Raw genomic sequence first — 22501 nt, forward strand, 5'->3', positions numbered from 1 at the left:
CTTATCTATTCCTCTTTTCAAACTGTTGCATAAATTCGACTAATGCTTGTACGCCTTCAATTGGCATTGCATTATAAATACTGGCACGCATGCCTCCGACGATTCTGTGACCTTTTAGTGCGGTTAACCCTGCTTGCTCAGCTTCTTGTAAAAATTGCTCATTCAGCGATTCATCAGTTAACCAAAATGGTACATTCATTTTACTGCGATATTGCTCAGCAATGTTATTGGTATAAAAATCACTACCATCTATCGCCTTATATAACAATTCAGCTTTAGCTTTATTCACTTTTTCTATCGTTTTTACACCGCCGTAGGCTTTAAGCCACTTAAAGACTAAACCAGCCAGGTACCATGCATATGTAGGTGGCGTGTTATACATAGAATCATTATCAGCCGTCGTTTTATAATTCATAATACAAGGCGTTGCATGTTGTGCATTACCCAATAAGTCGTCTCGAACAATCACGATAGTTAAGCCCGAAGGGCCTATATTTTTCTGCGCACCAGCATAGATAAGACCAAATTTACTAACATCTATTTCATGCGATAAAATTGTTGATGACATATCAGCAACAATTGGTACACCATTAGTGTTAGGTAGTTCGTTAATTTCAATGCCATTAACGGTTTCATTAGGACAGTAGTGTACATACGCAGCATCTGGCGTTAATGGCCACTCTTTTACGGGTAAAACAGTAGTATTGCCATCAACTTCTTTAGTTATATCAACCGTATTGATCTTACCAAAATTTTTAGCTTCCGCCGCTGCTGATTTTGACCATGATCCTGAAACAATATAGTCTGCCACTTTACCTACAGGTAATAAATTTAAAGGTACAGCAGAAAATTGACCTCGACCGCCACCATGGCAAAAAAGTACTTTATAATTATCAGGAATTGACATTAACGCGCGTAAATCGGCTTCAGCCGTTTCAGCCATTTTGATATAAATGCTGCTACGATGACTTAACTCCATCACCGAACTACCCGTATTTTGCCAATTAATAAATTCTTGTTGTGCTGTTGCCATAACTTCTGCGGGCAACATGGCAGGTCCCGCACAAAAATTAAAAACCTTTGACATTTCAATTTCCTAATTAAAAATTTAAACAACGGCGTGAGGTAATACCTCAACGCTAAATCCCCTAAAAATGCACATTAAAAAAGGCGGTTATTAGCCGCCCTTGTTAATGTTCTGCGACAACTATTCGTTATTGTTGTCTTCTGCTTTTGTTTCTGTATCCTGCTGTGCATTATGCTCAGCAGAGTTTCTTTCTACAGGAACATCAGCTTGTTCACCGTCAGTAACCTCAGCATCTAAAGCCTCGTCAATATCATCAGGCGCTTCAATTTCATCAATACGTTGTAAGGCAACAACATGTTCATCGTCAGCAGTGCGTATCATGCGAACACCTTGGGTATTACGACCGATAACACTTACTTCATTAACACGAGTACGAACTAATGTTCCGTTATCAGTAATAAGCATTATTTCATCAAGATCTTCAACTTGAACCGCGCCAACAACTTTACCGTTACGCTCGCTTACCTTAATTGATACCACACCTTTTGTTGCACGACTCTTCGCTGGATACTCAGCTAAATCTGTACGCTTACCAAAACCATTTTCAGTAATGGTTAAAATTGCACCGTCATTTTTAGGTACAATTAATGAAACAACTTTTTGGTTGCCTTCAAGCTTCATACCGCGAACACCAGTACCAGTACGACCAATAGGTTTTAATGCCCAGCGCTGCTCACCTGTTTCAGGGTCAATCTTAATTTCACCTGTTTCGCTATCACGTACTTTTTCGTTAAAGCGAACCACTTTACCCTCATCAGAGAACAACATAATGTCGTTATTACCGTCGGTAATATCGACACCAATTAACGTATCGTCATCACGTAAGTTAAGCGCAATAATGCCGTTAGCACGTTGATTAGAGTACGCATCTAAACGTGTTTTCTTCACTGTACCTGAAGCCGTTGCCATCACAATATATTTATCTTCAGCATATTCACGCACCGGCAGAATAGCAGTAATACGTTCGTCAGCTTCTAATGGTAAAATATTTACAATCGGTCGACCACGAGCTGTTCTACTTGCTAACGGTAATTGGAAAACCTTCAACCAGTATAATTTACCGCGATCTGAGAAACATAAAATTGTGTCGTGAGTATTGGCAATTAATAAACGCTCGATGAAGTCTTCTTCTTTCATCTTAGTTGCTGCTTTACCTTTACCACCGCGACGCTGCGCTTGATAATCACTTAACACTTGATATTTTACATAACCTTCATGGGATAAAGTTACTACAACATCTTCTTCACAAATTAAATCTTCTAACGATAAATCATGTGAAGCATTGGTAATTTCTGTACGACGTTCATCGCCAAACTCATCACGAATGGCAATAAGCTCTTCACAAATAACTTCCATTAAGCGTGCTGGTGTTGCCAATATATGCATTAATTCAGCAATAAGATCTAATAACGCTTTATATTCGCTAAGAATCTTTTCATGTTCCATGCCTGACAATTTGTATAACTGTAAGTCTACAATTGCCTTGGCTTGCTCAGCTGTTAAGTAATATAAGCCGTCTCTAATACCATATTCTGGCTCTAACCATTCAGGACGAGCTGCATCATTACCAGCGGCACTTAACATTTCAGCAACATTGCCTAATTGCCAACCTTGCGCAATAAGCTTTTCTTCTGATTCTTTACGGTTACTTGAGCTCTTAATTAATTCAATAATTGGATCAATATTCGCTAAAGCAATCGATAAACCTTCTAAGATATGAGCACGCTCACGTGCTTTTCTTAATTCGAAGATAGTACGACGAGTAACCACTTCACGACGGTGTAAAACAAACGCCTCTAACATTTCTTTTAGATTAAATATTTTTGGCTGGCCATTAGTTAAGGCCACCATATTTAAGCCAAATGAAACTTGCATTTGTGTAAGTTTGTACAGGTTATTTAAAACAACCTCTCCTACTTCACCGCGTTTCACTTCAATAACCATACGCATACCGTCTTTATCAGACTCGTCACGTAATGCTGAAATACCTTCAAGGCGTTTTTCTTTAACAAGATCAGCCATTTTTTCAATTAGGCGAGCTTTGTTTACTTGATAAGGTAATTCATGAACTATAATGGTTTCTTTACCTGAAGTTTCATTAACTTCAATTTCTGCGCGGGCACGAATTTTTATTTTACCACGACCCGTACGGTAAGCTTCTTCGATACCAGCACGACCACTGATAATACCTGAGGTTGGAAAATCAGGACCTGGAATGTGCTCTAATAATTCTTCGAAAGTGATATCACTATTTTCAATTAACGCTAAACAGCCATTAATGACTTCGGTTAAGTTGTGCGGGGGAATATTAGTCGCCATACCAACAGCAATACCTGACGTACCATTAACCAATAAGTTAGGTATACGTGTAGGCATAACCGCGGGAATAAATTCTGTGCCGTCATAGTTAGGCACAAAATCCACCGTTTCTTTATCTAAATCAGCTAAAATTGAGTGAGCAATTTTAGCCATTCTAATTTCGGTATAACGCATTGCCGCAGCGCTATCACCATCGACAGAGCCAAAGTTACCTTGGCCATCAACCAACATATATCTTAAGGAGAAAGGTTGAGCCATGCGAACAATGGTATCATAAACAGCGGTATCGCCATGAGGATGGTATTTACCAATAACATCACCAACAACACGTGCTGATTTTTTATAAGCTTTATTCCAGTCGTTGCCTAAAACATCCATGGCAAAAAGTACACGACGATGTACAGGCTTTAGCCCATCACGAACATCAGGCAAAGCACGCCCAACAATTACGCTCATCGCATAGTCTAAATAAGAGGTTTTCAGTTCATCTTCAATATTAACTGGAACTATTTGTTTGGCCAGATCGGTCATAAATCGATGGTATCCCTTAACTAAATTCTTTCGTTTAAAAGTATCTTTATTATTAATAAAGCGTTATTTAAACAATATTTTAAATATTTTTTATTGTTATATTAATTATTGCTATATAAACAGATTAAAAAAGTAATCAACGCGGCATGTTAGCATAGAATTGGTTAATGCCATACTGCTTTTATTCTATGGTTTTTATCGCTGTTGTAAACCTTTTTTAAAGTGAATATAAAAGCATCAATCTATGAGTTATCTTGATCTATTTGCTTTGTTTAAAAAGTAGTTTCGTTTAGACTTAAGATAAATTATCTTAATACTTTTTCCATCATGACTGAAACTACTCCGCACTTAAATGTAAATCACGAAGAAATAGCAAAATTTGAAAAAGTCGCCAGCCAATGGTGGGATGTAAATGGCGACTTTAAGCCCTTACATCAAATTAACCCGTTAAGAGTGCAATTTATTAATCAACATATCGCTGAAGTATCTACTAACGGCTTATTTGATAAAACAGCCATCGATGTCGGTTGCGGTGGCGGGATCTTAACAGAGTCTCTTGCTAAACTTGGCGCTAATGTAATGGGAATAGATATGGGGGCCGAGCCTCTTAATGTTGCAAAACTTCATGCGTTAGAAGCAGGCTTATCAATTGACTACCAAAAAATAACAGCCGAAGAAAAAGCACAACAAAGCCCACAAAGTTATGATGTTGTCACCTGTATGGAGATGCTTGAACATGTTCCAGACCCAGCCTCGATCATAAATGCTTGTGCTGCTTTAGTTAAACCTGGTGGTTTAGTTTTTTTCTCGACGCTTAATAAAAGCATTAAAGCTTACCTACTTGCTATTGTGGCCGCAGAAAAGCTATTCAAATTAGTGCCTGATGGTACCCATGACCACGATAAGTTTATTCGACCTTCTCAATTAATAACTTGGGCAGAGTCATTTGAATTACAATGTATAGATGCCGCAGGTATTCATTACAATCCCATAACTCAAAACCATAAGCTAATACCGTCTTTAGATGTGAACTATATATTGTGTTGTAAAAAGCTTTAATCGCTTACTACATAAAAATAAAATGCGATAGACAGTGAAATTATATAAATGTTCTATTTACAGGCAACTTGTCTAAACAATAACCGCCTATCGCAATAAATTATATTAGATTGAATTATAAGACTATTTTATTTTTCAATTGAATAATTGCAATTCAAGATAAAAATATTTTTTTGCAAATAAAAGTAATAATTTTTTTAAAAATAATCGTTGCTTTTACTAAATAACTAAATCAAATTGCGGTACTAGGTTAGTTAACACTAACACGGTTTTTAACAGCAAAAACCTATGTCAAAATCAACAGTTTTTATCTCTTGCAAAAACAGCCAAACCTCATTATCTTGTGTTTGTAATTATAAAAAACCCTAGATATTGTGCATTCTCTGCTCAGCTGTTATTTTGTACTCCTCTTCTCATGCATGATTTTTCAAGCATGATTTATAAGGACAACGCGTAGGTTTTTTTATTCGGGAGCTGCTAACGATAAGTTGTTCACTTCAACATTCATCTTACTAGCTAAAACAACTTGGCAGATAATAACAATAATCGCTTTACAGGTACTTCATGACAAATAAAATTTTTGTAACCAAACGCAATGGCGAAAAAGAGCCTATTGACCTAGAAAAAATTCACCGTGTTATTGCTTGGGCAGCTGAAGGGCTTGAACAAGTTTCAGTATCACAAGTTGAATTAAAATCACACATTCAGTTTTACGACGGTATAAAAACCGAAGATATTCATGAAACTATTATTAAAGCTGCTGCTGATTTAATTTCTGAAGAGTCTCCAGATTACCAATATTTATCTGCCCGATTGGCCGTTTTCCACCTTCGTAAAAAAGCCTACGGTCAGTTTGAGCCGCCAAAGCTTTACGACCATGTGGTGAACTTGGTTGAACTAGGGAAATATGATGCGCACTTACTGAATGATTATAACCAAGCTGACTTTGAAAAAATGGAAGCCTTTTTAGATCATAGTCGTGATCTGACTTTTAGTTATGCTGCCGTAAAACAGCTAGAAGGTAAGTATTTAGTACAAAACCGTGTAAATGGCAAAATATATGAAAGCGCACAGTTTTTATATCTACTGGTTTCTGCTTGTTTATTTGCAAAGTACCCAGCAGAAAAAAGATTAACTTACGTTGAAAACTTTTATCACGCAATATCACAATTTAAAATATCATTACCTACGCCAATTATGGCGGGTGTAAGAACCCCTACTCGTCAATTTTCATCTTGTGTGCTTATTGAATGTGGTGATAGCTTAGATTCAATTAATGCCACATCAAGCGCTATTGTTAAGTATGTTTCTCAACGTGCTGGTATTGGTGTAAACGCAGGTAGAATTCGCGCGTTGGGTAGTTCTATTCGTAATGGTGAAGCTTTCCATACTGGCTGTATTCCATTTTACAAATTATTCCAAACTGCCGTGAAAAGTTGCTCTCAAGGTGGTGTTCGTGGTGGAGCAGCAACGTTATTTTACCCGTTATGGCATTTAGAAGTTGAAAGTTTACTGGTACTTAAAAACAACCGCGGAGTTGAAGAAAACCGTGTTCGCCATTTAGATTATGGTGTTCAGTTTAACAAACTGATGTATCAACGTTTAATTCAAGGCGGCTCGATTACCCTTTTCAGCCCAAGTGATGTACCTGGTTTATATGACGCGTTTTTCGAAGATCAAGATAAGTTTGAAGCATTATATGTTCAATATGAAAATGACGACTCTATTCGTAAAAAGCGTATTAAAGCCATAGAGCTATTCACTCTTTTTGCACAAGAACGTGCAAGTACAGGCCGTATTTATTTACAAAACGTAGATCACTGTAATACGCATAGCCCATTTGAGCCAACTAAAGCCGCTATTCGTCAAAGTAATTTATGTTTAGAAATTGCTCTGCCGACTAAGCCAATGAATGACATTAATGATGCAGAAGGTGAAATCGCCCTATGTACATTGTCAGCCTTTAATTTAGGCGCTATTGACTCTCTTGATGAGCTAGAAGATTTAGCTGACTTAGCTGTTAGAGCACTTGATTGTTTACTTGACTATCAAGACTACCCTATTGCAGCAGCACAAAGCGCGAGCATGGCACGTAGAACTTTAGGTATAGGTGTTATTAACTACGCCTATTACTTAGCTAAAAATGGTCTTTATTACTCAAATGGTAGTGCCAACAACTTAACTCACCGAACTTTTGAAGCGATTCAATATTACTTACTTAAAGCAAGTAATGAATTAGCTAAAGAGCAAGGTCCTTGCCCTAAGTTTGATGAAACACGTTTATCTCAAGGTATTTTACCTATTGATACTTATAAACGTAGCATTGACACTATTACTGGTGAGCCACTTCATCTTGATTGGGAAACGCTGCGAGAGAGCATTAAAAAATACGGTGTACGTAACTCAACAGTATCGGCATTAATGCCATCAGAAACCTCATCACAAATATCTAATGCTACCAATGGTATTGAGCCACCACGCGGGCTTATTAGCATTAAAGCAAGTAAAGATGGTGTCCTGAAACAAGTTGTTCCTGAATACGAAAAGTTAAAAGATAACTACGAATTACTGTGGAACATTCCAAATAATCAAGGTTACATTGAACTTATTGGTATTATGCAAAAGTTTGTCGATCAAACTATTTCTGCTAACACTAATTACGATCCTTCAAAATTTGAAGGAGGAAAAGTCCCTGTTAAACAAATACTACAAGACATTTTAACCGCTTATAAATTTGGTGTAAAAACCATGTATTATCATAACACTCGAGACGGTGCTAATGATGACGTAGAAGCTGAAGATGATGACTGTGCTGGCGGCGCTTGTAAGATATAGCAAGCTAATTACTTTATACTAATAAAAATAAGGCCTAACCTAATCGTTAGGCCTTAGTGACTACAACTGTAGTACCGCAAGGAATGAAAAATGACGTATACAACGTTTAATCAAACACCCAATAACGCCCTACTTGAGCCAATGTTTCTTGGTAATAGTGTCAATGTATCTCGCTATGATCAACAACGTTATAGTGCTTTTGAAAAGTTAATAGAGAAACAACTTTCATTTTTTTGGCGTCCAGAAGAAGTTGATGTTTCTAAAGATAGAGCTGATTGGCAGAGCTTAACAGAGTCTGAAAAGCACATTTTCATCTCTAATCTTAAGTATCAAACCTTACTCGACTCTATGGCTGCACGCTCAGTAAATGCGGTATTATTGCCACTAGTTTCTTTACCTGAAATAGAAACTTGGGTTGAAACATGGGCATTTAGTGAAACTATTCACTCTCGCTCTTATACGCACATACTGCGTAACTTATTTACTAACCCGGGTGAAGTTTTTGACGATATTATTGTCAATCCAGCTATTTTAAAGCGTGCAAGTAGTATTGCTAAATACTTTGATGATGTGATCCTCACAACACAATTACTTCAGTCACAAGGTGAAGGTAGTTACGAGGTTGAAGGTAGAACTATTGAAGTAAACACACGTAAGTTAAAAGAGCGTTTATATTTAGCGGTATGTTCTGTGAATGCGCTTGAAGCAATTCGTTTTTACGTAAGTTTTGCTTGCTCGTTTGCTTTTGCAGAAAGAGAGTTACTCGAAGGCAATGCTAAAATAATAAAGCTAATTGCACGCGATGAAGCCTTACATTTAACCGGTACGCAACATATATTAAATAACTGGCTGTCAGGTAAAGATGACCCTGAAATGCAAGTCATTAGTCAAGAGCTACGTAGTGAAGGTTTGCAAATATTCTTGGATGTGGTTGAACAAGAAAAAGAATGGGCGCAATACTTATTTAAAGATGGCTCAATGATTGGCCTAAATGCAGAAATACTTAATCAATACATTGAGTACATTTCTAATCAGCGCTTAATGGCGATAGGTTTTGAGACTCAATTCAATATAAAAAGTAACCCGTTACCATGGATGAACTCGTACCTGGTCAGTGATAATGTACAAGTTGCTCCTCAAGAGACTGAAATATCAAGTTATTTGGTTGGTCAGGTTGACTCCTCTGTACATGCTGATGACTTTAACAATTTTGATTTGTAATCACTTTTTTCTATGTCAATAATGAGCGAAGCTTCCTCAAAGACTGTAAGTACATCTGCTCCTAATTCACCACTTGAAATATCGGTTCAAGAAAAAAAGGTTTGCTATCAACAAGAGCAAACCTTACTTGAATCACTCGAGCAAGCCAATGTGGAAGTACATTTTCATTGTCGAGATGGCTTTTGTGGAGCATGTCGAGTAAAGCTTAACTCAGGTGAAATATGTTATCCCCAAGGTGAGCCTCTCGCCTTTATTGGGGAAAATGAAATATTGCCTTGTTGTTGTATTCCTATCACGAATATTAGTATTACTATTGATGAGTAACGAATAAACCTAAGCTCAGGATAATAGGTTCACTTGCAATAGGCTCGCTATTGATGCACAAACCCACCCACCTCGCTAGTGCTGAAATTTATAGCTAAAGTAGAATATCTGAATTATTATTTTAATATTAGTACGTTATTAAATCTCTTAACCCGAGTTCGGGTTAATAAGTATTCGTTTAACTTAACCTTCTCATATTAAACTCTTTTTAATACTTGTCATAACCTTTGTAAATTCTAATGATAATTCATGGAGTAAAGTAGCTAATATATCATCATTATTATTGTTATCGACTGCTGAGTCTAACGCTTTTGCTTTCTCAAATAGCACCATTGCTCCTACCGAACTCGATACACCTTTGAGCGTATGAGCAAGTAGCTTTTGCGTATTCTTGTCTTGGTTATCAATAGCACTTTGTAACTTATTCACGTCATCTACATGATCTTGATAAAACATTACCAGTATTTCTTTAAATAGTGCTTCATCTTCGAGCACATTACTTAATCCAACCTGGCTATCTACTCCATCGATGGTGATAGATTCTTGTGACATAATTTCGCCTTCTTCATGAGAGTCTAAGTGATGTTGAGCTAACTCTATCGTGTGGCTTGCATTGATGTTCACCTCACCTTCATCGCTATTCAGTTTATTAATCACCTTTTCATCAAGCTCAGTGAAGTCTATAACTTGGTTTCTGCCACTCTCTTTTGCAGAGTATAAGGCATCGTCAGCTTGTTTTAATAGCGCATCAATTGATAAAATTTTCCCTTGCGCAGCCGTTATGCCTATACTCACGGTAATATTAATTGTTATATCATCAGCAATTATTGTAAGTTTTTCTACAGCTTTGCGTAATCGTTCACACACAAGATGTGCTTTCTCTGTTGTTATATTTGTTAAACAAACAGCAAACTCTTCTCCACCAATACGCCCTAAAATATCATAGTCACGAAAGTGCTTTGTTAAACACTCCACAAAGCTCACTAAGACTTTATCACCCACATCATGCCCATAGTTATCATTAACCCGCTTAAAGTGATCAATATCTAACATAACTATCACTAAAGGCTGTGTAGCTCGGTCGGTAGCACTCAGTGCATTTGTACTTAACTCAAAGAAACTCCCTCGATTATGAATACCTGTCAAAAAGTCTGTTTTAGCTAAATACTCAAGTTGTTCTGTTTTTTCTTTTAGTTTGATAGCTGTTCTTATGCGTGCTAACAGTATTTTAGTGACATAAGGCTTTACAACATAATCAGCAGCGCCTAATTCTAATGCTGCAACAACCTCATCTTCATCGTTTGATGCTGATAGCATAATGATAGAAAGGTTTATATATTTATCTTGTTGCTTAATTTTTTTAAGTGTTTCTAAACCAGATAAACCTGGCATATACATATCCAATAGAACTAAATCAACTTCCTCACTTTCTAACATATCGATAGCCGCTTGACCGTTATCACAAGCAATAACTTGATAACCGGCAGCAGCTAAATCAAACTCTAAAATAAGTTGAGTATCTTTAGCATCATCGACAACGAGAATAGTGTGCTCAATATTACTCACGCTAACTTTCCTATTTATCATATTTTATAATTAAAGGTACCATATAAATGGCGTTCTACGAGTAAAAAAATCAGTCTTTATTATAAAATAGATGGACTTTTTTAGCATATAAGTTAATGAACAATATCAATTTGTACAAAGACGTTCATCTGAGCAGTACTCAAGTAATCAAAATAATTCATCTTCATCATCTATTTCACTGTCACAAGCCGTTGCCGTTTGTTCAACATTTAATTGCTGTAATTGATCTACACTCACTAATGCTTGGTCAAGTAATGCTGAGACCTCTAAAAAATTCATATCATCTTGGCTATGCTTTTTTAAAGCGCCGTGCACTAAGTCTGTTAAATAGTCTTCTTGAACTTGTGTCATATCTAAAATATGAAAACTTGTTCCCATTCTTTGAACAATATCGTTCATAACCTCTTGTTGATGGTGTTTAGAAACCCCAACCATTTTTTTAGTTGATTTCACCGCTTGTTTAATTTGCTCTTGTACTTCAATAAGCGAGTTTTTATAAGTAATAAAGGCCATTCTTGCACCAATACACTCAATAACTGATGCCAACGCATCAATATAAATATCAGTATCAACAGTCCCCTCCTCTAAGTTTAAAATTAACAGCGACACCAACTGGTGGTTGAAGATAGTACGGGAGCCAAATTGGTATAATCGTGGCTTGACCTTTAAAAGCTTCATAACATCTATTTCAACCGGGGAACACAGTGCTTTTTGAGCACTATAAAAGCTAGGTTTTTCGTTTAAAGGGTAAAACGCTATACAGCCATGTAACCCCATATTATGAAAATACGTAAAAACTTCATCGCGAATCTGCTCTAAGGTAAAGCAATGATTCAACTTAGAGGTTAACTGCATACAGCTGCCGTATTTAGAGGCTTGGGCCATTGAAATATGGATAATACTATCTTTTGATTTTATTTCGTCTTCAAAATGATGAATTTTATCTTGATAATTGACTAGTTTTTCTAATTTCGAGTGCAATGCTAACAATGAAAAAGGCTGCGATAAAAAATCATCCGCACCGCATTCTAAACCTTTTAATATAACCTCTTCTGAAGCACTGTTTGAATATAAAACAAATGACATTAAGAGCATTCCATTTATTTTCGTTCTTGCAATCCAATCGGAGCCATGTTGCCCTCCAACATTTTCATTAACAACTGCCACATCAAATTGAATGTTTTCTTTTAATAAATCATCCGCAACGTCAAGACTATTGGCATACTTCACATCGAAACTACTCGATAACCGTTGCGTTAACGTCCTTAAGTACTCGATATCATCATCAATAATTAATACACTGTGCATAGTTATATCCTTATCACTTAATTCCTGTAATTGAGTATAGAACTCTTAAAATAAATCATTGTTTAATCTAATACTTGTTTATTACGCCAAATATAACTTGCTATCACTAAGGTGCCATCTTCTTGATACTCTAAAGTGTCACAAAGCTGATCAACGATATTTATTCCTCGCCCACTTAAGCTCATGCCTGTATTTAATAGTTGGCTATTGGTTTTAATCACCTTTAAAACATTAAAACCCACCCCACTATCTTTAATTTTAATGAGCATTTTTCCCCCTTGAAATAACGGGTAATATTGCAAACTGATTCTTACAAAGTCTTCATGCGCGTTACCTTGCTTATTCTCTTGTAATAAATTTAACCGTTGTGTACGCTCATTAAAATAAGAACTAAACCCTTCGGGAGAGTTTTTTAATGCTGAGTCTAACTTTAATACACCATGATCCAATGCATTAACGAATAGTTCTGTCAAAATGGTGTATAAACTTTGCCAATGTTCACCAGCCCCCTCTAGATCATTAATCTGATTCATCACAAGTGGGATCGGGTTAGTATTTTTGAGTAGCTTACCTGTAAGGTGTAAATGATAAGACCATGCTAATGGTATCGATAAGCTATTATCGAGTTCACTCAATTCGTCAGATAAATTTGATGATATAACCGTAATATCGTTATTATTTACCCAACTACAACAAGGAATATCGACAAGTGATATATCATCTTCTTGTTCTGTATTCTTACAAAAATCAGCTAATTTTTTTTGTATGTTTTTTGCTATATCGCCTTCTATAACCCCCTCTTTTACAGCCGTTTCAAAACGCTGTGAGCCAAAATATTCCCCTTCTTGGTTACGTGCTTCAATAATGCCATCTGTTAGAAAAACAAGTCGATCATGTGGGTGAATATTAATAATATCCAGCTGAACATCTGACAATATTTCGGGTAATATTCCTAACGGGGGGTGTTTAGAGCTAAATTGATGCTTAATATCAGCTTGTTCATTAAACAAGTATGCATCAGGAAGGCCTGCATTGAGTACATAGGCTGATTTCTCATGCTCTGAGATACACGCAAAACCTGCAGCAAAAAAAAGGTCGCCAGGCAATAAGGTATATAACTGGCTATTGATTTGCATAATAATATCTGAAATTGAAAATCCTTTTTTAGTCATCACTCTAAAGGTTTCTGTGATTGGAATTGCGCCGATAGATGAACGTAAACCATGTCCGGTAAAGTCACCTAGTAATACATGAATATTGCCATTAGGACATAAAGCACTTAATTGTATGTCACCACTAAATAGTGCTGCGGGCTTTTTGATAATTCCTATTCTATCGAGACCATAATTTCTAGATTCAATGACTTCTGACATCATTTTTTCTGCGAGTTCAGCATCATTTTTTTGTTCATGCTGTAAACTTTTTACTTGTTCAACTAAGTCACTAATACGTTGCAGCGCCTTTATTTTGGCTTTAAATACTGCCGACGAAAAGGGTCGAACTAAAATACTATCACCACCTGCCTCAACACAATTAATAAAGCTTTCATCACTACCCATACTAGTAATAAACATTAAAGGAGCCAAATTACCGACCCCCGACATTGCTTTTATGCGCCGAGTTGCTTCATAACCATTCATTATTGGCATATTAACATCCATTAACACCAAATCAGGTTGATGCGTGATAAACATCTCTACACCTGTTGCACCATCATTTGCAACAATAACACGATAGTTATCTTCTTCTAGTAAAGCTGATAACACTTTACACTGGACTTTTGAATCATCAACAATTAACACAAGGTTTTTACTGCTTGGCATAAACACTTTCCTCTATATTTTCGTGTTTTATATACTGCTATGTGATTGTCATTAGTCGATGAAACTGTGCTATTTCTAAAATTTTATTAACCGTATCATTAGGCTTATCAATAATTAGTGTACCTGTATGTAATTGCACATGATCTTTTAATAGCAAGATCATGCCAAGTGCCGAACTATCCATATAATCTGTTTTACTTAAATCTAATATATAGGTTAAGTCTGGTGTAACATTATCGTGATATGCCGCCCTAAATTGTTGATGTAACGAAAAATCAAAACGTTCTTCGATTGAAATTGTTAGCTGCTTGCCATCTTCTGAGATTTTACTATAAACTGTCATATATATTCCTTATTACATGCTTTTAAAAAAGATCAACGTCCCCTTCATCCATACATAACTGCTTTACGCTACGACTATCTTCTGCCTCTTTTGTCTCCTGATACACTTGCTGACATTTTTCTTTTAGCTTCATTAATTGCAATTGAATATCGTTATTAGAATCACGATTAAACCCCTCAAGTACATCACTAATAGAATGAATGCTTGATACATTCATTTGTAATGATTCTAATGACTGGCGTGTTAAGTCTTCAAATTGTAAAGAACGAATACCTAAACCAACGGCCTCGACAATTTGAGGTGAAATAGCACTAAGCTCATCAACTCGCTCATTTGTTTTTTTATTAGCGGTTTCAACATGTTCCATCATGACACTCATTTTATCTTTTGCTTCAAGCGTGGGTGTCATATCTGCAGATGCCATTACTTCAACAGACATTCGCAGTTTTTCGATAATATCTTTAGCTTCATTAATTTTATTTCGAATATCCTCATTAAGCTCTGTAGAGCCAACGGACAATGCACGTACCTCATTTGCTACCACAGCAAAACCGCGTCCTGCATCACCAGCCCGTGCTGCTTCTATGGCTGCATTTAAGGCTAAAAGATTTGTTTGACTTGCTATACCCTCGACTTGGGCTAACAATTGAAAGATACCGTCGAATTGTTGAATCATATCATCAGTATAATTCATCGTTTTAAGGCTTTGCTTACTCGTATTAATAATAGTATTTACGAAATCTTCTAGCGTATTATTTGAATCAGAAGCAAATTTTTCTAAATTAATACCATTATCGTTATCTTTATTCGTTGAGTAGGATAACAACACCTTAATCATCTGTTGTTGTTCTTCGTTTAGCGTTTGTAACGATTTAAAGCTATTAGAAATCCCTACCACTGCATCATTAACAAGGGTATTCGTTCTTAAGAGTTCATTTTCAATAATGTTAACTTCTTGATGGAGAAACTGCTGTAACTCAAAAATAACATTATGAATAAGTTTACTTTCTACCGCTGAGTGTTTTGACTCATTTGAGGGGCTAGTTAATGCAATGGCAGTATATTCTTTGTAAGTTAAAAAAATAAGTAACGATAGAAGTGCGAACAAAAGTAAATAAAAAAAACTAGCGCTACTTAAAAAGACATGGTTAGCTAATATCATGGCTGAAATAGAAATCGCGATAGGTAACAGTAACTTGTTTTCTCTCATACCTCTTTCTCCATTATATATTTGGCTAATGTCTGTTGCATAGCTAACTGACTCAAGCTTGCATAGCTGAGAATTTCGTGGGCTATGTTTAATAAGGGAGCCTGCTGACTATGCGCTGATATTGCATAAGCTTTGCCTGGCATCCCCCAAATTAAACTACTTGCCTTATCTTGTATTATGGTACGGGCACCCAATTTTTTTAAATGCAGCATTCCTTGAGCGCCATCTTGCCCCATCCCCGTTAAAAGAATAGCCTGAGTATTTTTAGCATTCCTTTCAAGAGAGTTAAATAAAACATCCACAGCAGGTTTATGCCTATTCACCTCTGGGGTGTCTGTTAAGGTACAAAATAATGCATCACCTTTAGTGACTATTTCTAAGTGCCTATCACCTGGGGCAATATACACATGCCCCTGTTTAATTTTTTGCCCATGCATTGCCTCATGTACTTCAACTTGGCAACAGCGATTAAGACGTTCAGCAAAACGTAAACTGAATGTTTTAGGGATATGAAGGGCAATAACAACCGCAGGGGCGTTTTTAGGTAACGTTATAAGTATTTTCTTTATCGCATCGGTCCCTCCCGTAGAGGCGCCAATAGCAACAATATGTTTTGACTCTTTGACACCTGAAAAAGGTAAAATAGGAGATGACATACTTTGCTCTTGAAAGTTGCCAGTTGAAGAGCTCTCACGATGAATATCACTACTTTGCATATCTGCGCTATTATGGATAGCATCAGATAGTTTGAAATTTTTTTGATCAATTTGCGCCGCTTGGATTATCTTATTAATCAATACTTCGCCAAAGCTTGACCGGGTTGCTATCAATTCTTCAACACTAGGCTTTGCAATAAAATCTATTGCCCCTAACTCAAGAGCTTGTAAGGTTATATCGGCTCCTTTAGTTGTTAATGTTGATAACATTATCACCGGCATAGGTCGTAAACGCATCAAGTTAGTCAAGAAGGTGATCCCATCCATTTTGGGCATTTCTACATCTAGGGTTAATACATCTGGATTAAGCTTCTTAATAAGATCTCTAGCCACAAAAGGGTTTTCAGCCTCGCCAACGACTTTTATTTGCGAACAATCAGCTAATGAAGCTTTTATAATTTGTCTAATAACTGATGAATCATCGATAATTAACACTTTTATCATTTCCATATGACCATTCTCCAGCTTCATTTAAAATAACTCAACATCACCACTAACATCATCATGGTCAATTTGACTGCTATAATCGTTTTCACGCTGAATAATAGTATCGTTGTGCAGCGTATTCAGTCTCTTTACAAAAGCCCGCCCACTATAAGGTTCAAATACCACTTTACGAGGGTAAATATCACCTACATCAACCCCGTCAATATCTATGCCTTCTTGTTCAAGGTATTCATAAGCAAAGTTAATATTTTTTTGACCCACGTCTGATAATTGGTTGATGACTCTAGCGCCACCAAAAATCTTAGCTCTAAGGTTAACTTTTCTACCGCCAGCTTTTAAAATCGTATTAATTAAATGCTCCATTGCAAAATTACCATAACGGGTGGCATCAGCGTTTTTATCTCTCTGCCCCCAGTTTACTTCATGCGCTTGTTTACTTGTTAACGGCAACATAAAGTGGTTCATTCCACCAATATGCGCTCTATCATCCCATATACAGGCAGAAATGCATGAGCCTAACGTTGTTGCTATAGCGACATTGTCAGAGGTCATATAAAATTCTCCTGGCAATATTTTAGCGACCACCCGAGATCTTTCTTTATCCCAGTAATGATTTATTTGGGAGAACTCAGGTAAACACTGCGCTATGCATTGGCTAACTTCGGGGTAATCACAACGCCGCATTTATGCCTCCTTAATTTAACCATGAGTAAAACTCACAGTGACTTTCTAAAAATAGTTCTACCGACATTCTCAAAATATTGTTGATAGTTTCCTAGGTTTTCACTGTGCCCTAAAAAGAAAACGCCTCCTGGTGCTAACATTTCGTAATAACGAGAAAAGAGTTCTAGCTGTGTTTTTTTGTCAAAATAAATAATGACATTTCGACAAAATATAGCATCAAACGGCCCCTTCATTGGCCAGTCATCCAATAAATTAAGCTGTTTAAAGGTTATTAAGTTCTTTAAGCTTTCATGCACTTTTACACTGTTTTTACTCTGACCGCAGCCCTGATAAAAATACTTTTTTTTCAGGTTTTCATCGATATCTTCTATACGCTTAATGTCATATATTCCCTGCTTTCCTGTAGCTACGACATTACTATCAATATCTGTTGCAAGTATCTTTACATCCCATTGTGATAGTTGAGGTTTCATTGCCTCCATTAATGTCATGGCGATACTGTAAGGCTCCTCACCCGTAGAGCTCGCTGATGACCATATTCTTAAGCGTTTTTTCCCATTCGCTTGTGCAACTTTATTACTAAGCCACAAGGGTAGCTCGTGTTCAGTAATAAAATCAAAATGATGCTTTTCTCGAAAAAAACTCGTTAAATTTGTCGTTATCGCATTAATAAAGTAGTCTTTCTCTTGAGCTGGGCTATCTTTTAAGCGTTGACAGTAATCGGTGAAGCTATTTATTTTTCTCTCTCTAATAATACGAGTAAGGCGACGATACAGCATTTCTCGTTTACTCTCGTTGAGTACAATACCTGTTGATTGATAAACAAACTGACAAATAAACGCAAAATCTTTGTCTGATAATTGGCACGCCATATTGCGGTTAACATTACTTGTATTATCAGTTTGTCGATCGCTCATACATTGCTCTCAATGTAGTTATAATTTCGCCTTGCTCGTTGCAAGGCATCTAATTTACTGTTGAGACAAAAGAAATGTTAAAACTCTTCCCATTCTTGATCATTCACTGTTTTAGCTCGATTGCGCTCAACTTTATTGACACGATTACCTCTTGATACAGGTCTTTGGTTACTGCTAGGTGCGGGTCTATTATTTCGGTTATTTCTTATAGTTCGAGGTGCTGGTTCAACGTCTTCTTCTTGATTACCATTATTAAAGAATGCGACTTGCTCCAGCAGCGCCTGAGATTGCTCTTCCATTGACTTACTCGATGCTGCAGCTTCTTCAACTAAGGCAGCATTTTGTTGTGTCATTTCATCCATTTGACTTACTGCTGCACTGACTTCCCCTATTCCCGCTGATTGTTCTTTACCTGCACTATCAATATCACTGATCATTTTACTGACTTCTTCTATTGAGGAAACTAACTCTGTAAAGGTTTGCCCCGTTTCATCAACCAACTTAGTTCCTTGCCCAACAGCTTCAACACTGTCATTAATTAACCCTTTAATTTCTTTGGCTGCGCCAGCAGAACGTTGCGCTAAGTTTCTCACCTCTGCGGCTACAACGGCAAAGCCGCGACCTTGCTCACCAGCTCTTGCCGCTTCTACGGCAGCATTTAACGCTAATAGGTTTGTTTGAAATGCTATCTCATCAATAACACTAATAATATCGGCTATTTTTTTACTCGATTTATTAATATCACTCATTGCAGTAATGGCGTTACGAACGACTTCTCCACCATTACTGGCTTTATCCATTACGGAGTTAGCTAACTTACTTGCTTCAGTTGAGTTCTCTGCATTTTGTTGTACGGTACTGGTTAACTCCTCCATAGCAGATGCTGTTTCTTCTAAACTTGATGCTTGTGACTCTGTTCTGTGACTAAGTTCATTATTGCCTTCTGCTATCTCTCTTGCAGAATCAAAGACATTCGTTGATGCACTGCGTATTTCCTCAACCATGTTACTTAAATTATCGATAGAGCCATTCATCGCATTGGCTAGGGCTAAAAATTCACCACCATAATTATTACTCATTGTTTGCGTTAGATCGCCATCTGCTAGCGATTGCGCAATGTTAATAGCATCATTAATAGGCTCAACAATAGCATCCATTAGGTTGTTGATATTACTACCTAGTACTTTCATAAAACCTTGATATTCTTGTGTATCTATACGGCTATCTAACTTACCGGAAATTGCATCATTAATAAGACTGTCTATTTGATTTTGCGCATCCTTTTCCTCTGTTAAATCAACCCACTGAACAGCAGTACCAACATGATTTTCTTCTTCATCACGTAACGCCATTGCAATTAATTGAAACGATAGACCCGCTACTGATATTTCAGCGGTATAAGGTAAATTAGCGGGATTGCCTAATAAGTTCTGTTGATGGGATGGGTTTTGATGAAACGAGTCAAAATTAGTACCAATCATAGTATCTATATTAAATGATGGTAATACTGTTTTAAGTTGTGCTTCACGACGGCGCAGCATAGTAATAACTGCAGGGTTGGCATAAACAATATTTCCATCACAATCAGCCATCATTAAGTTAGTGGTCATACCCTCAACTGCGGAAGTTAAACGTCCCACTTCAATTGATTTTTCTCTTGCCGTAGTAACATCTTGCCATTCCAGTGAGTTGCCTATGTATTCACCGTTAGCATCCATAATTGCGGTAACATTAAGTTCAAAAGTAAGGTGTTTAATCTGAATATCAGTTTTGTAAGGTAAGTTACTAGGGTCTTCAAGTAACTTACGTTGGCGGGCGGGATTTTTATGAAAACTATCTATATTGGTTCCAATAATAATATCAGGGTCTGCTTTAAATCCGGGCCAGTTATCCGCAAAAACACTTTCATGCTGTTTTAATAATGCTAAGGTTGCCTCATTAGCATAGGTAATAGTAAAGTCTCTATCGATCATAATGTTCGCCGTAGCGGATTGATCAATAGCACCTTGCAATTGTGCCGCTTTATTTTCTTGAACTCTCGCTTCGGTAACATCTTGCCATTCAAGTGCATTACCTATGTACTCACCTGCTGAGTCACGAATAGCACTGACATTAAGCTCAAAAGTTAAGTGTTTAATTTTAATATCAGTTTTATAAGGTAGGTTGTCTGGATCATCTAATAGCTTGCGCTGATGGCTTGGTTTTTTATGAAAACTATCTATATTGGTACCAATAATAACCTCAGGATCCGCGACAAAACCAGGCCAATTTTCAGCAAAAGTACTTTCATGCTTTTTAAGTAAATTAAGCGTAGCAAGATTGGCATAAGTGACAACAAAGTCTCTATCAATCATCATAAAGGCTGTCGCTGATTGATCTAATGCACCTTGCATTTGTATCGATAAGTCACTTTTTTCAGTAGCCATATTCATAGTAACCCCTTTTACGCTATTACTTACTTTTGTTTTTTCTGCCGCTTCTACCATAGTAGAAGACAACAGGTTATAAACTTCTGACCATGCTTTTTTAACTGATGGTGTAAACTCATTCCCTAGCCCTTCAGCTAGGGTTTTTAATAAAGCTGCACCTACGGTGTCGTAATGCTCACGTTTAGTACCATAATTAAGGTGTCTTACACCAAGTTTTTGTACTGTTGGAATGAGTTTTTCTGGGTTATTAAGTAACTTAACTGCGCTGTCGAGCATGGTAATGAGTTTTTTCCCTTGCTCTGTTATATCGTCTGGAAATAGCGCTTTTAATGACGGATCCATTTTAAATAGTGTATTGTAGAATATATCTGCTGCCTGCTCCGAAATGGGTAATACTTTTTGCCAACTTTGCTGTATTAAATTGATTTGCTTGGGTGTCATAAGCTACGTTCCTCGGGGCTATGATGTCATCATTAAGGTGTAGATACTTCTCCACTCTACACTGTGCTCTCTTTATTAAATTAGTCTTGTTTACTTAGTGATCGTTATACTTTTATTATTTGCTTATCGGTACAGTCATTACTATCAAGCAGTAATGTAACCTCTTCTAGACTTTCTGGCTTTTGATGTTCTATGCAGTATAAATCGTCTTCATTGAGTAGCGTTTCACTATCGAGTAAAATAATTAGTTTATCGTCGACTGCCGCTAGCCCTTTTAAGAAACAACGATCAATGTTATTACCAAAGTCGGGTGCATTACGGATTGTTGAATTAGAAAATTTATATACTTCTGAAACAGCATCAACCACAATACCAACAACACTTGTTTTTTGATGACTGTGTTGTCTAAGGATAATAGTGACAGTTTGTTCGTTGTAATCTAACGGGGGTTGCCCAAAGCGTAATCTCAAATCAAGAATGGGGATGATTACGCCACGTAAATTAATGACACCTTTAATATAATCTGGCTTATTAGGAAGTTGTGTTACTGAGCTCCATACTCTGATTTCTTGAACACACAGAATATCAACTCCATACTCTTCACCTTGAAGCATAAAAGTTAAATACTCTTGCTCTTGATCAACCATGGTCAGTCCTATTCAATGCGTTAAATAAAAAGTTTAATATCCATGAGTACTACGAAGCATGTCGCTCTATTTGTTGTAATTGCGCAACATTTAATAACGTAACAATATTAGTATCGTTATTAATTAACCCTTCAATAAATTGTTGTGCTACACTACCACCAAAGGCAGGTGCGGGTTTAATCTCTTGTTCTTCTACATTAAGCACATCGGAAACTGCATCAACAACAAACCCTATGGTGCGTGATTTATCTTCCGACTGATATGTTAGTACGATTACTACTGTTGTATCTAAATACACTGCTTCACCAACATGAAACTTAATACGTAAGTCAACAATAGGAACAATAACGCCACGCATGTTAATAACACCTTTAATGCATAAAGGGGCATTAGGAATGATTGTTGGCTTTTCCCAGCTACGAATTTCTTCTACACATAAAATATCAACTGCATATTGTTCGTCTGCTAGTAAAAAAGTTAGGTATTGATCACCGCTAATAATAAAATCAATTCCTTCAAGGCTATGTTCTCCTTCAGGAGGAATTTCTTGAGCCATTGCTTGAATATTCACAG

At 36.8% G+C, this 22501-nt stretch carries 17 protein-coding genes; 4 read left to right on the forward strand and 13 right to left on the reverse strand.

Going from position 1 to position 22501, the window contains the following annotated elements:
- Position 1: 1 nt before the first annotated feature.
- Both serC and gyrA read right to left on the reverse strand, forming a co-directional pair.
- Positions 2–1087, reverse strand: a complete 1086-nt coding sequence (serC, locus tag KO495_RS04400) for a 3-phosphoserine/phosphohydroxythreonine transaminase (protein ID WP_215979182.1) — start codon at positions 1085–1087, stop codon at positions 2–4.
- A 120-nt stretch (positions 1088–1207) separates the two neighbouring features.
- On the reverse strand, positions 1208–3937 hold the full coding sequence (gene gyrA / locus KO495_RS04405) for a DNA topoisomerase (ATP-hydrolyzing) subunit A (RefSeq protein WP_215979183.1): 2730 nt from the start codon (positions 3935–3937) through the stop codon (positions 1208–1210).
- 327 nt (positions 3938–4264) lie between these two features.
- Between gyrA and ubiG the strand changes: the two genes are divergently transcribed.
- The 4 genes from ubiG to yfaE all read left to right on the forward strand — a co-directional run bounded on the left by ubiG (position 4265) and on the right by yfaE (position 9376).
- Positions 4265–4996: a bifunctional 2-polyprenyl-6-hydroxyphenol methylase/3-demethylubiquinol 3-O-methyltransferase UbiG gene (gene ubiG / locus KO495_RS04410; RefSeq protein WP_215979184.1), complete on the forward strand. Its 732-nt coding sequence runs from the start codon at positions 4265–4267 to the stop codon at positions 4994–4996.
- A 564-nt stretch (positions 4997–5560) separates the two neighbouring features.
- Positions 5561–7831, forward strand: a complete 2271-nt coding sequence (gene nrdA, locus KO495_RS04415; protein WP_215979185.1) for a class 1a ribonucleoside-diphosphate reductase subunit alpha — start codon at positions 5561–5563, stop codon at positions 7829–7831.
- A 90-nt stretch (positions 7832–7921) separates the two neighbouring features.
- Positions 7922–9052 (forward strand): class Ia ribonucleoside-diphosphate reductase subunit beta, encoded by a 1131-nt coding sequence (nrdB, locus tag KO495_RS04420; RefSeq protein WP_215979186.1) that lies wholly within the window; start codon positions 7922–7924, stop codon positions 9050–9052.
- A 21-nt stretch (positions 9053–9073) separates the two neighbouring features.
- Entirely contained in the window at positions 9074–9376 is a 303-nt protein-coding gene (gene yfaE, locus KO495_RS04425; protein ID WP_252738793.1) for a class I ribonucleotide reductase maintenance protein YfaE, read from the forward strand.
- 192 nt (positions 9377–9568) lie between these two features.
- Here yfaE and KO495_RS04430 read toward each other — a convergent pair whose 3' ends face one another.
- The 11 genes from KO495_RS04430 to KO495_RS04480 form a co-directional block, all read right to left on the reverse strand.
- The gene (locus tag KO495_RS04430; protein ID WP_215979188.1) at positions 9569–10942 is read right to left on the reverse strand and encodes a diguanylate cyclase; all 1374 of its coding nucleotides are present in this window, start codon (positions 10940–10942) and stop codon (positions 9569–9571) included.
- A gap of 168 nt (positions 10943–11110) precedes the next feature.
- Positions 11111–12271, reverse strand: coding sequence for a response regulator (locus KO495_RS04435; RefSeq protein ID WP_215979189.1), 1161 nt, complete (start codon positions 12269–12271; stop codon positions 11111–11113).
- Positions 12272–12333: 62 nt separating this feature from the next.
- On the reverse strand, positions 12334–14094 hold the full coding sequence (locus KO495_RS04440; RefSeq protein WP_215979190.1) for a SpoIIE family protein phosphatase: 1761 nt from the start codon (positions 14092–14094) through the stop codon (positions 12334–12336).
- 37 nt (positions 14095–14131) lie between these two features.
- On the reverse strand, positions 14132–14437 hold the full coding sequence (locus tag KO495_RS04445; RefSeq protein WP_215979191.1) for an STAS domain-containing protein: 306 nt from the start codon (positions 14435–14437) through the stop codon (positions 14132–14134).
- A 22-nt stretch (positions 14438–14459) separates the two neighbouring features.
- Entirely contained in the window at positions 14460–15647 is a 1188-nt protein-coding gene (locus tag KO495_RS17655) for a methyl-accepting chemotaxis protein (protein WP_215979192.1), read from the reverse strand.
- Positions 15644–16813: a chemotaxis response regulator protein-glutamate methylesterase gene (locus tag KO495_RS04455; protein WP_252738795.1), complete on the reverse strand. Its 1170-nt coding sequence runs from the start codon at positions 16811–16813 to the stop codon at positions 15644–15646. Before KO495_RS04455 ends, KO495_RS17655 begins: the two co-directional genes overlap by 4 nt.
- A 21-nt stretch (positions 16814–16834) precedes the next feature.
- Complete coding sequence (cheD, locus tag KO495_RS04460) at positions 16835–17494, reverse strand: chemoreceptor glutamine deamidase CheD (RefSeq protein ID WP_215979193.1); 660 nt, start codon at positions 17492–17494, stop codon at positions 16835–16837.
- A gap of 32 nt (positions 17495–17526) precedes the next feature.
- Positions 17527–18411, reverse strand: coding sequence for a protein-glutamate O-methyltransferase CheR (locus KO495_RS04465; protein ID WP_252738796.1), 885 nt, complete (start codon positions 18409–18411; stop codon positions 17527–17529).
- A 77-nt stretch (positions 18412–18488) separates the two neighbouring features.
- Positions 18489–21281: a methyl-accepting chemotaxis protein gene (locus KO495_RS04470; RefSeq protein ID WP_215979194.1), complete on the reverse strand. Its 2793-nt coding sequence runs from the start codon at positions 21279–21281 to the stop codon at positions 18489–18491.
- A 104-nt stretch (positions 21282–21385) separates the two neighbouring features.
- Entirely contained in the window at positions 21386–21928 is a 543-nt protein-coding gene (locus KO495_RS04475) for a chemotaxis protein CheW (RefSeq protein ID WP_215979195.1), read from the reverse strand.
- Between the two features lie 49 nt (positions 21929–21977).
- On the reverse strand, positions 21978–22499 hold the full coding sequence (locus KO495_RS04480; RefSeq protein ID WP_215979196.1) for a chemotaxis protein CheW: 522 nt from the start codon (positions 22497–22499) through the stop codon (positions 21978–21980).
- Positions 22500–22501 lie beyond the last annotated feature (2 nt).

The sequence above is a fragment of the Colwellia sp. D2M02 genome (assembly GCF_018860755.1).
In the GTDB taxonomy this organism is placed as follows: domain Bacteria; phylum Pseudomonadota; class Gammaproteobacteria; order Enterobacterales; family Alteromonadaceae; genus Colwellia; species Colwellia asteriadis.

What these genes read in the sequence shown, in the direction of transcription:
- KO495_RS04435 (WP_215979189.1), bottom strand. Translation starts at nt 12,271, where the DNA reads ATGCACAGTGTATTAATTATTGATGATGATATCGAGTACTTAAGGACG.
- ubiG (WP_215979184.1), top strand. Translation starts at nt 4,265, where the DNA reads ATGACTGAAACTACTCCGCACTTAAATGTAAATCACGAAGAAATAGCA.
- KO495_RS04475 (WP_215979195.1), bottom strand. Translation starts at nt 21,928, where the DNA reads ATGGTTGATCAAGAGCAAGAGTATTTAACTTTTATGCTTCAAGGTGAA.
- KO495_RS04470 (WP_215979194.1), bottom strand. Translation starts at nt 21,281, where the DNA reads ATGACACCCAAGCAAATCAATTTAATACAGCAAAGTTGGCAAAAAGTA.
- nrdB (WP_215979186.1), top strand. Translation starts at nt 7,922, where the DNA reads ATGACGTATACAACGTTTAATCAAACACCCAATAACGCCCTACTTGAG.
- serC (WP_215979182.1), bottom strand. Translation starts at nt 1,087, where the DNA reads ATGTCAAAGGTTTTTAATTTTTGTGCGGGACCTGCCATGTTGCCCGCA.
- cheD (WP_215979193.1), bottom strand. Translation starts at nt 17,494, where the DNA reads ATGCGGCGTTGTGATTACCCCGAAGTTAGCCAATGCATAGCGCAGTGT.
- gyrA (WP_215979183.1), bottom strand. Translation starts at nt 3,937, where the DNA reads ATGACCGATCTGGCCAAACAAATAGTTCCAGTTAATATTGAAGATGAA.
- nrdA (WP_215979185.1), top strand. Translation starts at nt 5,561, where the DNA reads ATGACAAATAAAATTTTTGTAACCAAACGCAATGGCGAAAAAGAGCCT.
- KO495_RS04445 (WP_215979191.1), bottom strand. Translation starts at nt 14,437, where the DNA reads ATGACAGTTTATAGTAAAATCTCAGAAGATGGCAAGCAGCTAACAATT.
- KO495_RS04465 (WP_252738796.1), bottom strand. Translation starts at nt 18,411, where the DNA reads ATGAGCGATCGACAAACTGATAATACAAGTAATGTTAACCGCAATATG.
- KO495_RS04455 (WP_252738795.1), bottom strand. Translation starts at nt 16,813, where the DNA reads ATGGAAATGATAAAAGTGTTAATTATCGATGATTCATCAGTTATTAGA.
- KO495_RS04440 (WP_215979190.1), bottom strand. Translation starts at nt 14,094, where the DNA reads ATGCCAAGCAGTAAAAACCTTGTGTTAATTGTTGATGATTCAAAAGTC.
- KO495_RS17655 (WP_215979192.1), bottom strand. Translation starts at nt 15,647, where the DNA reads ATGAGAGAAAACAAGTTACTGTTACCTATCGCGATTTCTATTTCAGCC.
- yfaE (WP_252738793.1), top strand. Translation starts at nt 9,074, where the DNA reads ATGAGCGAAGCTTCCTCAAAGACTGTAAGTACATCTGCTCCTAATTCA.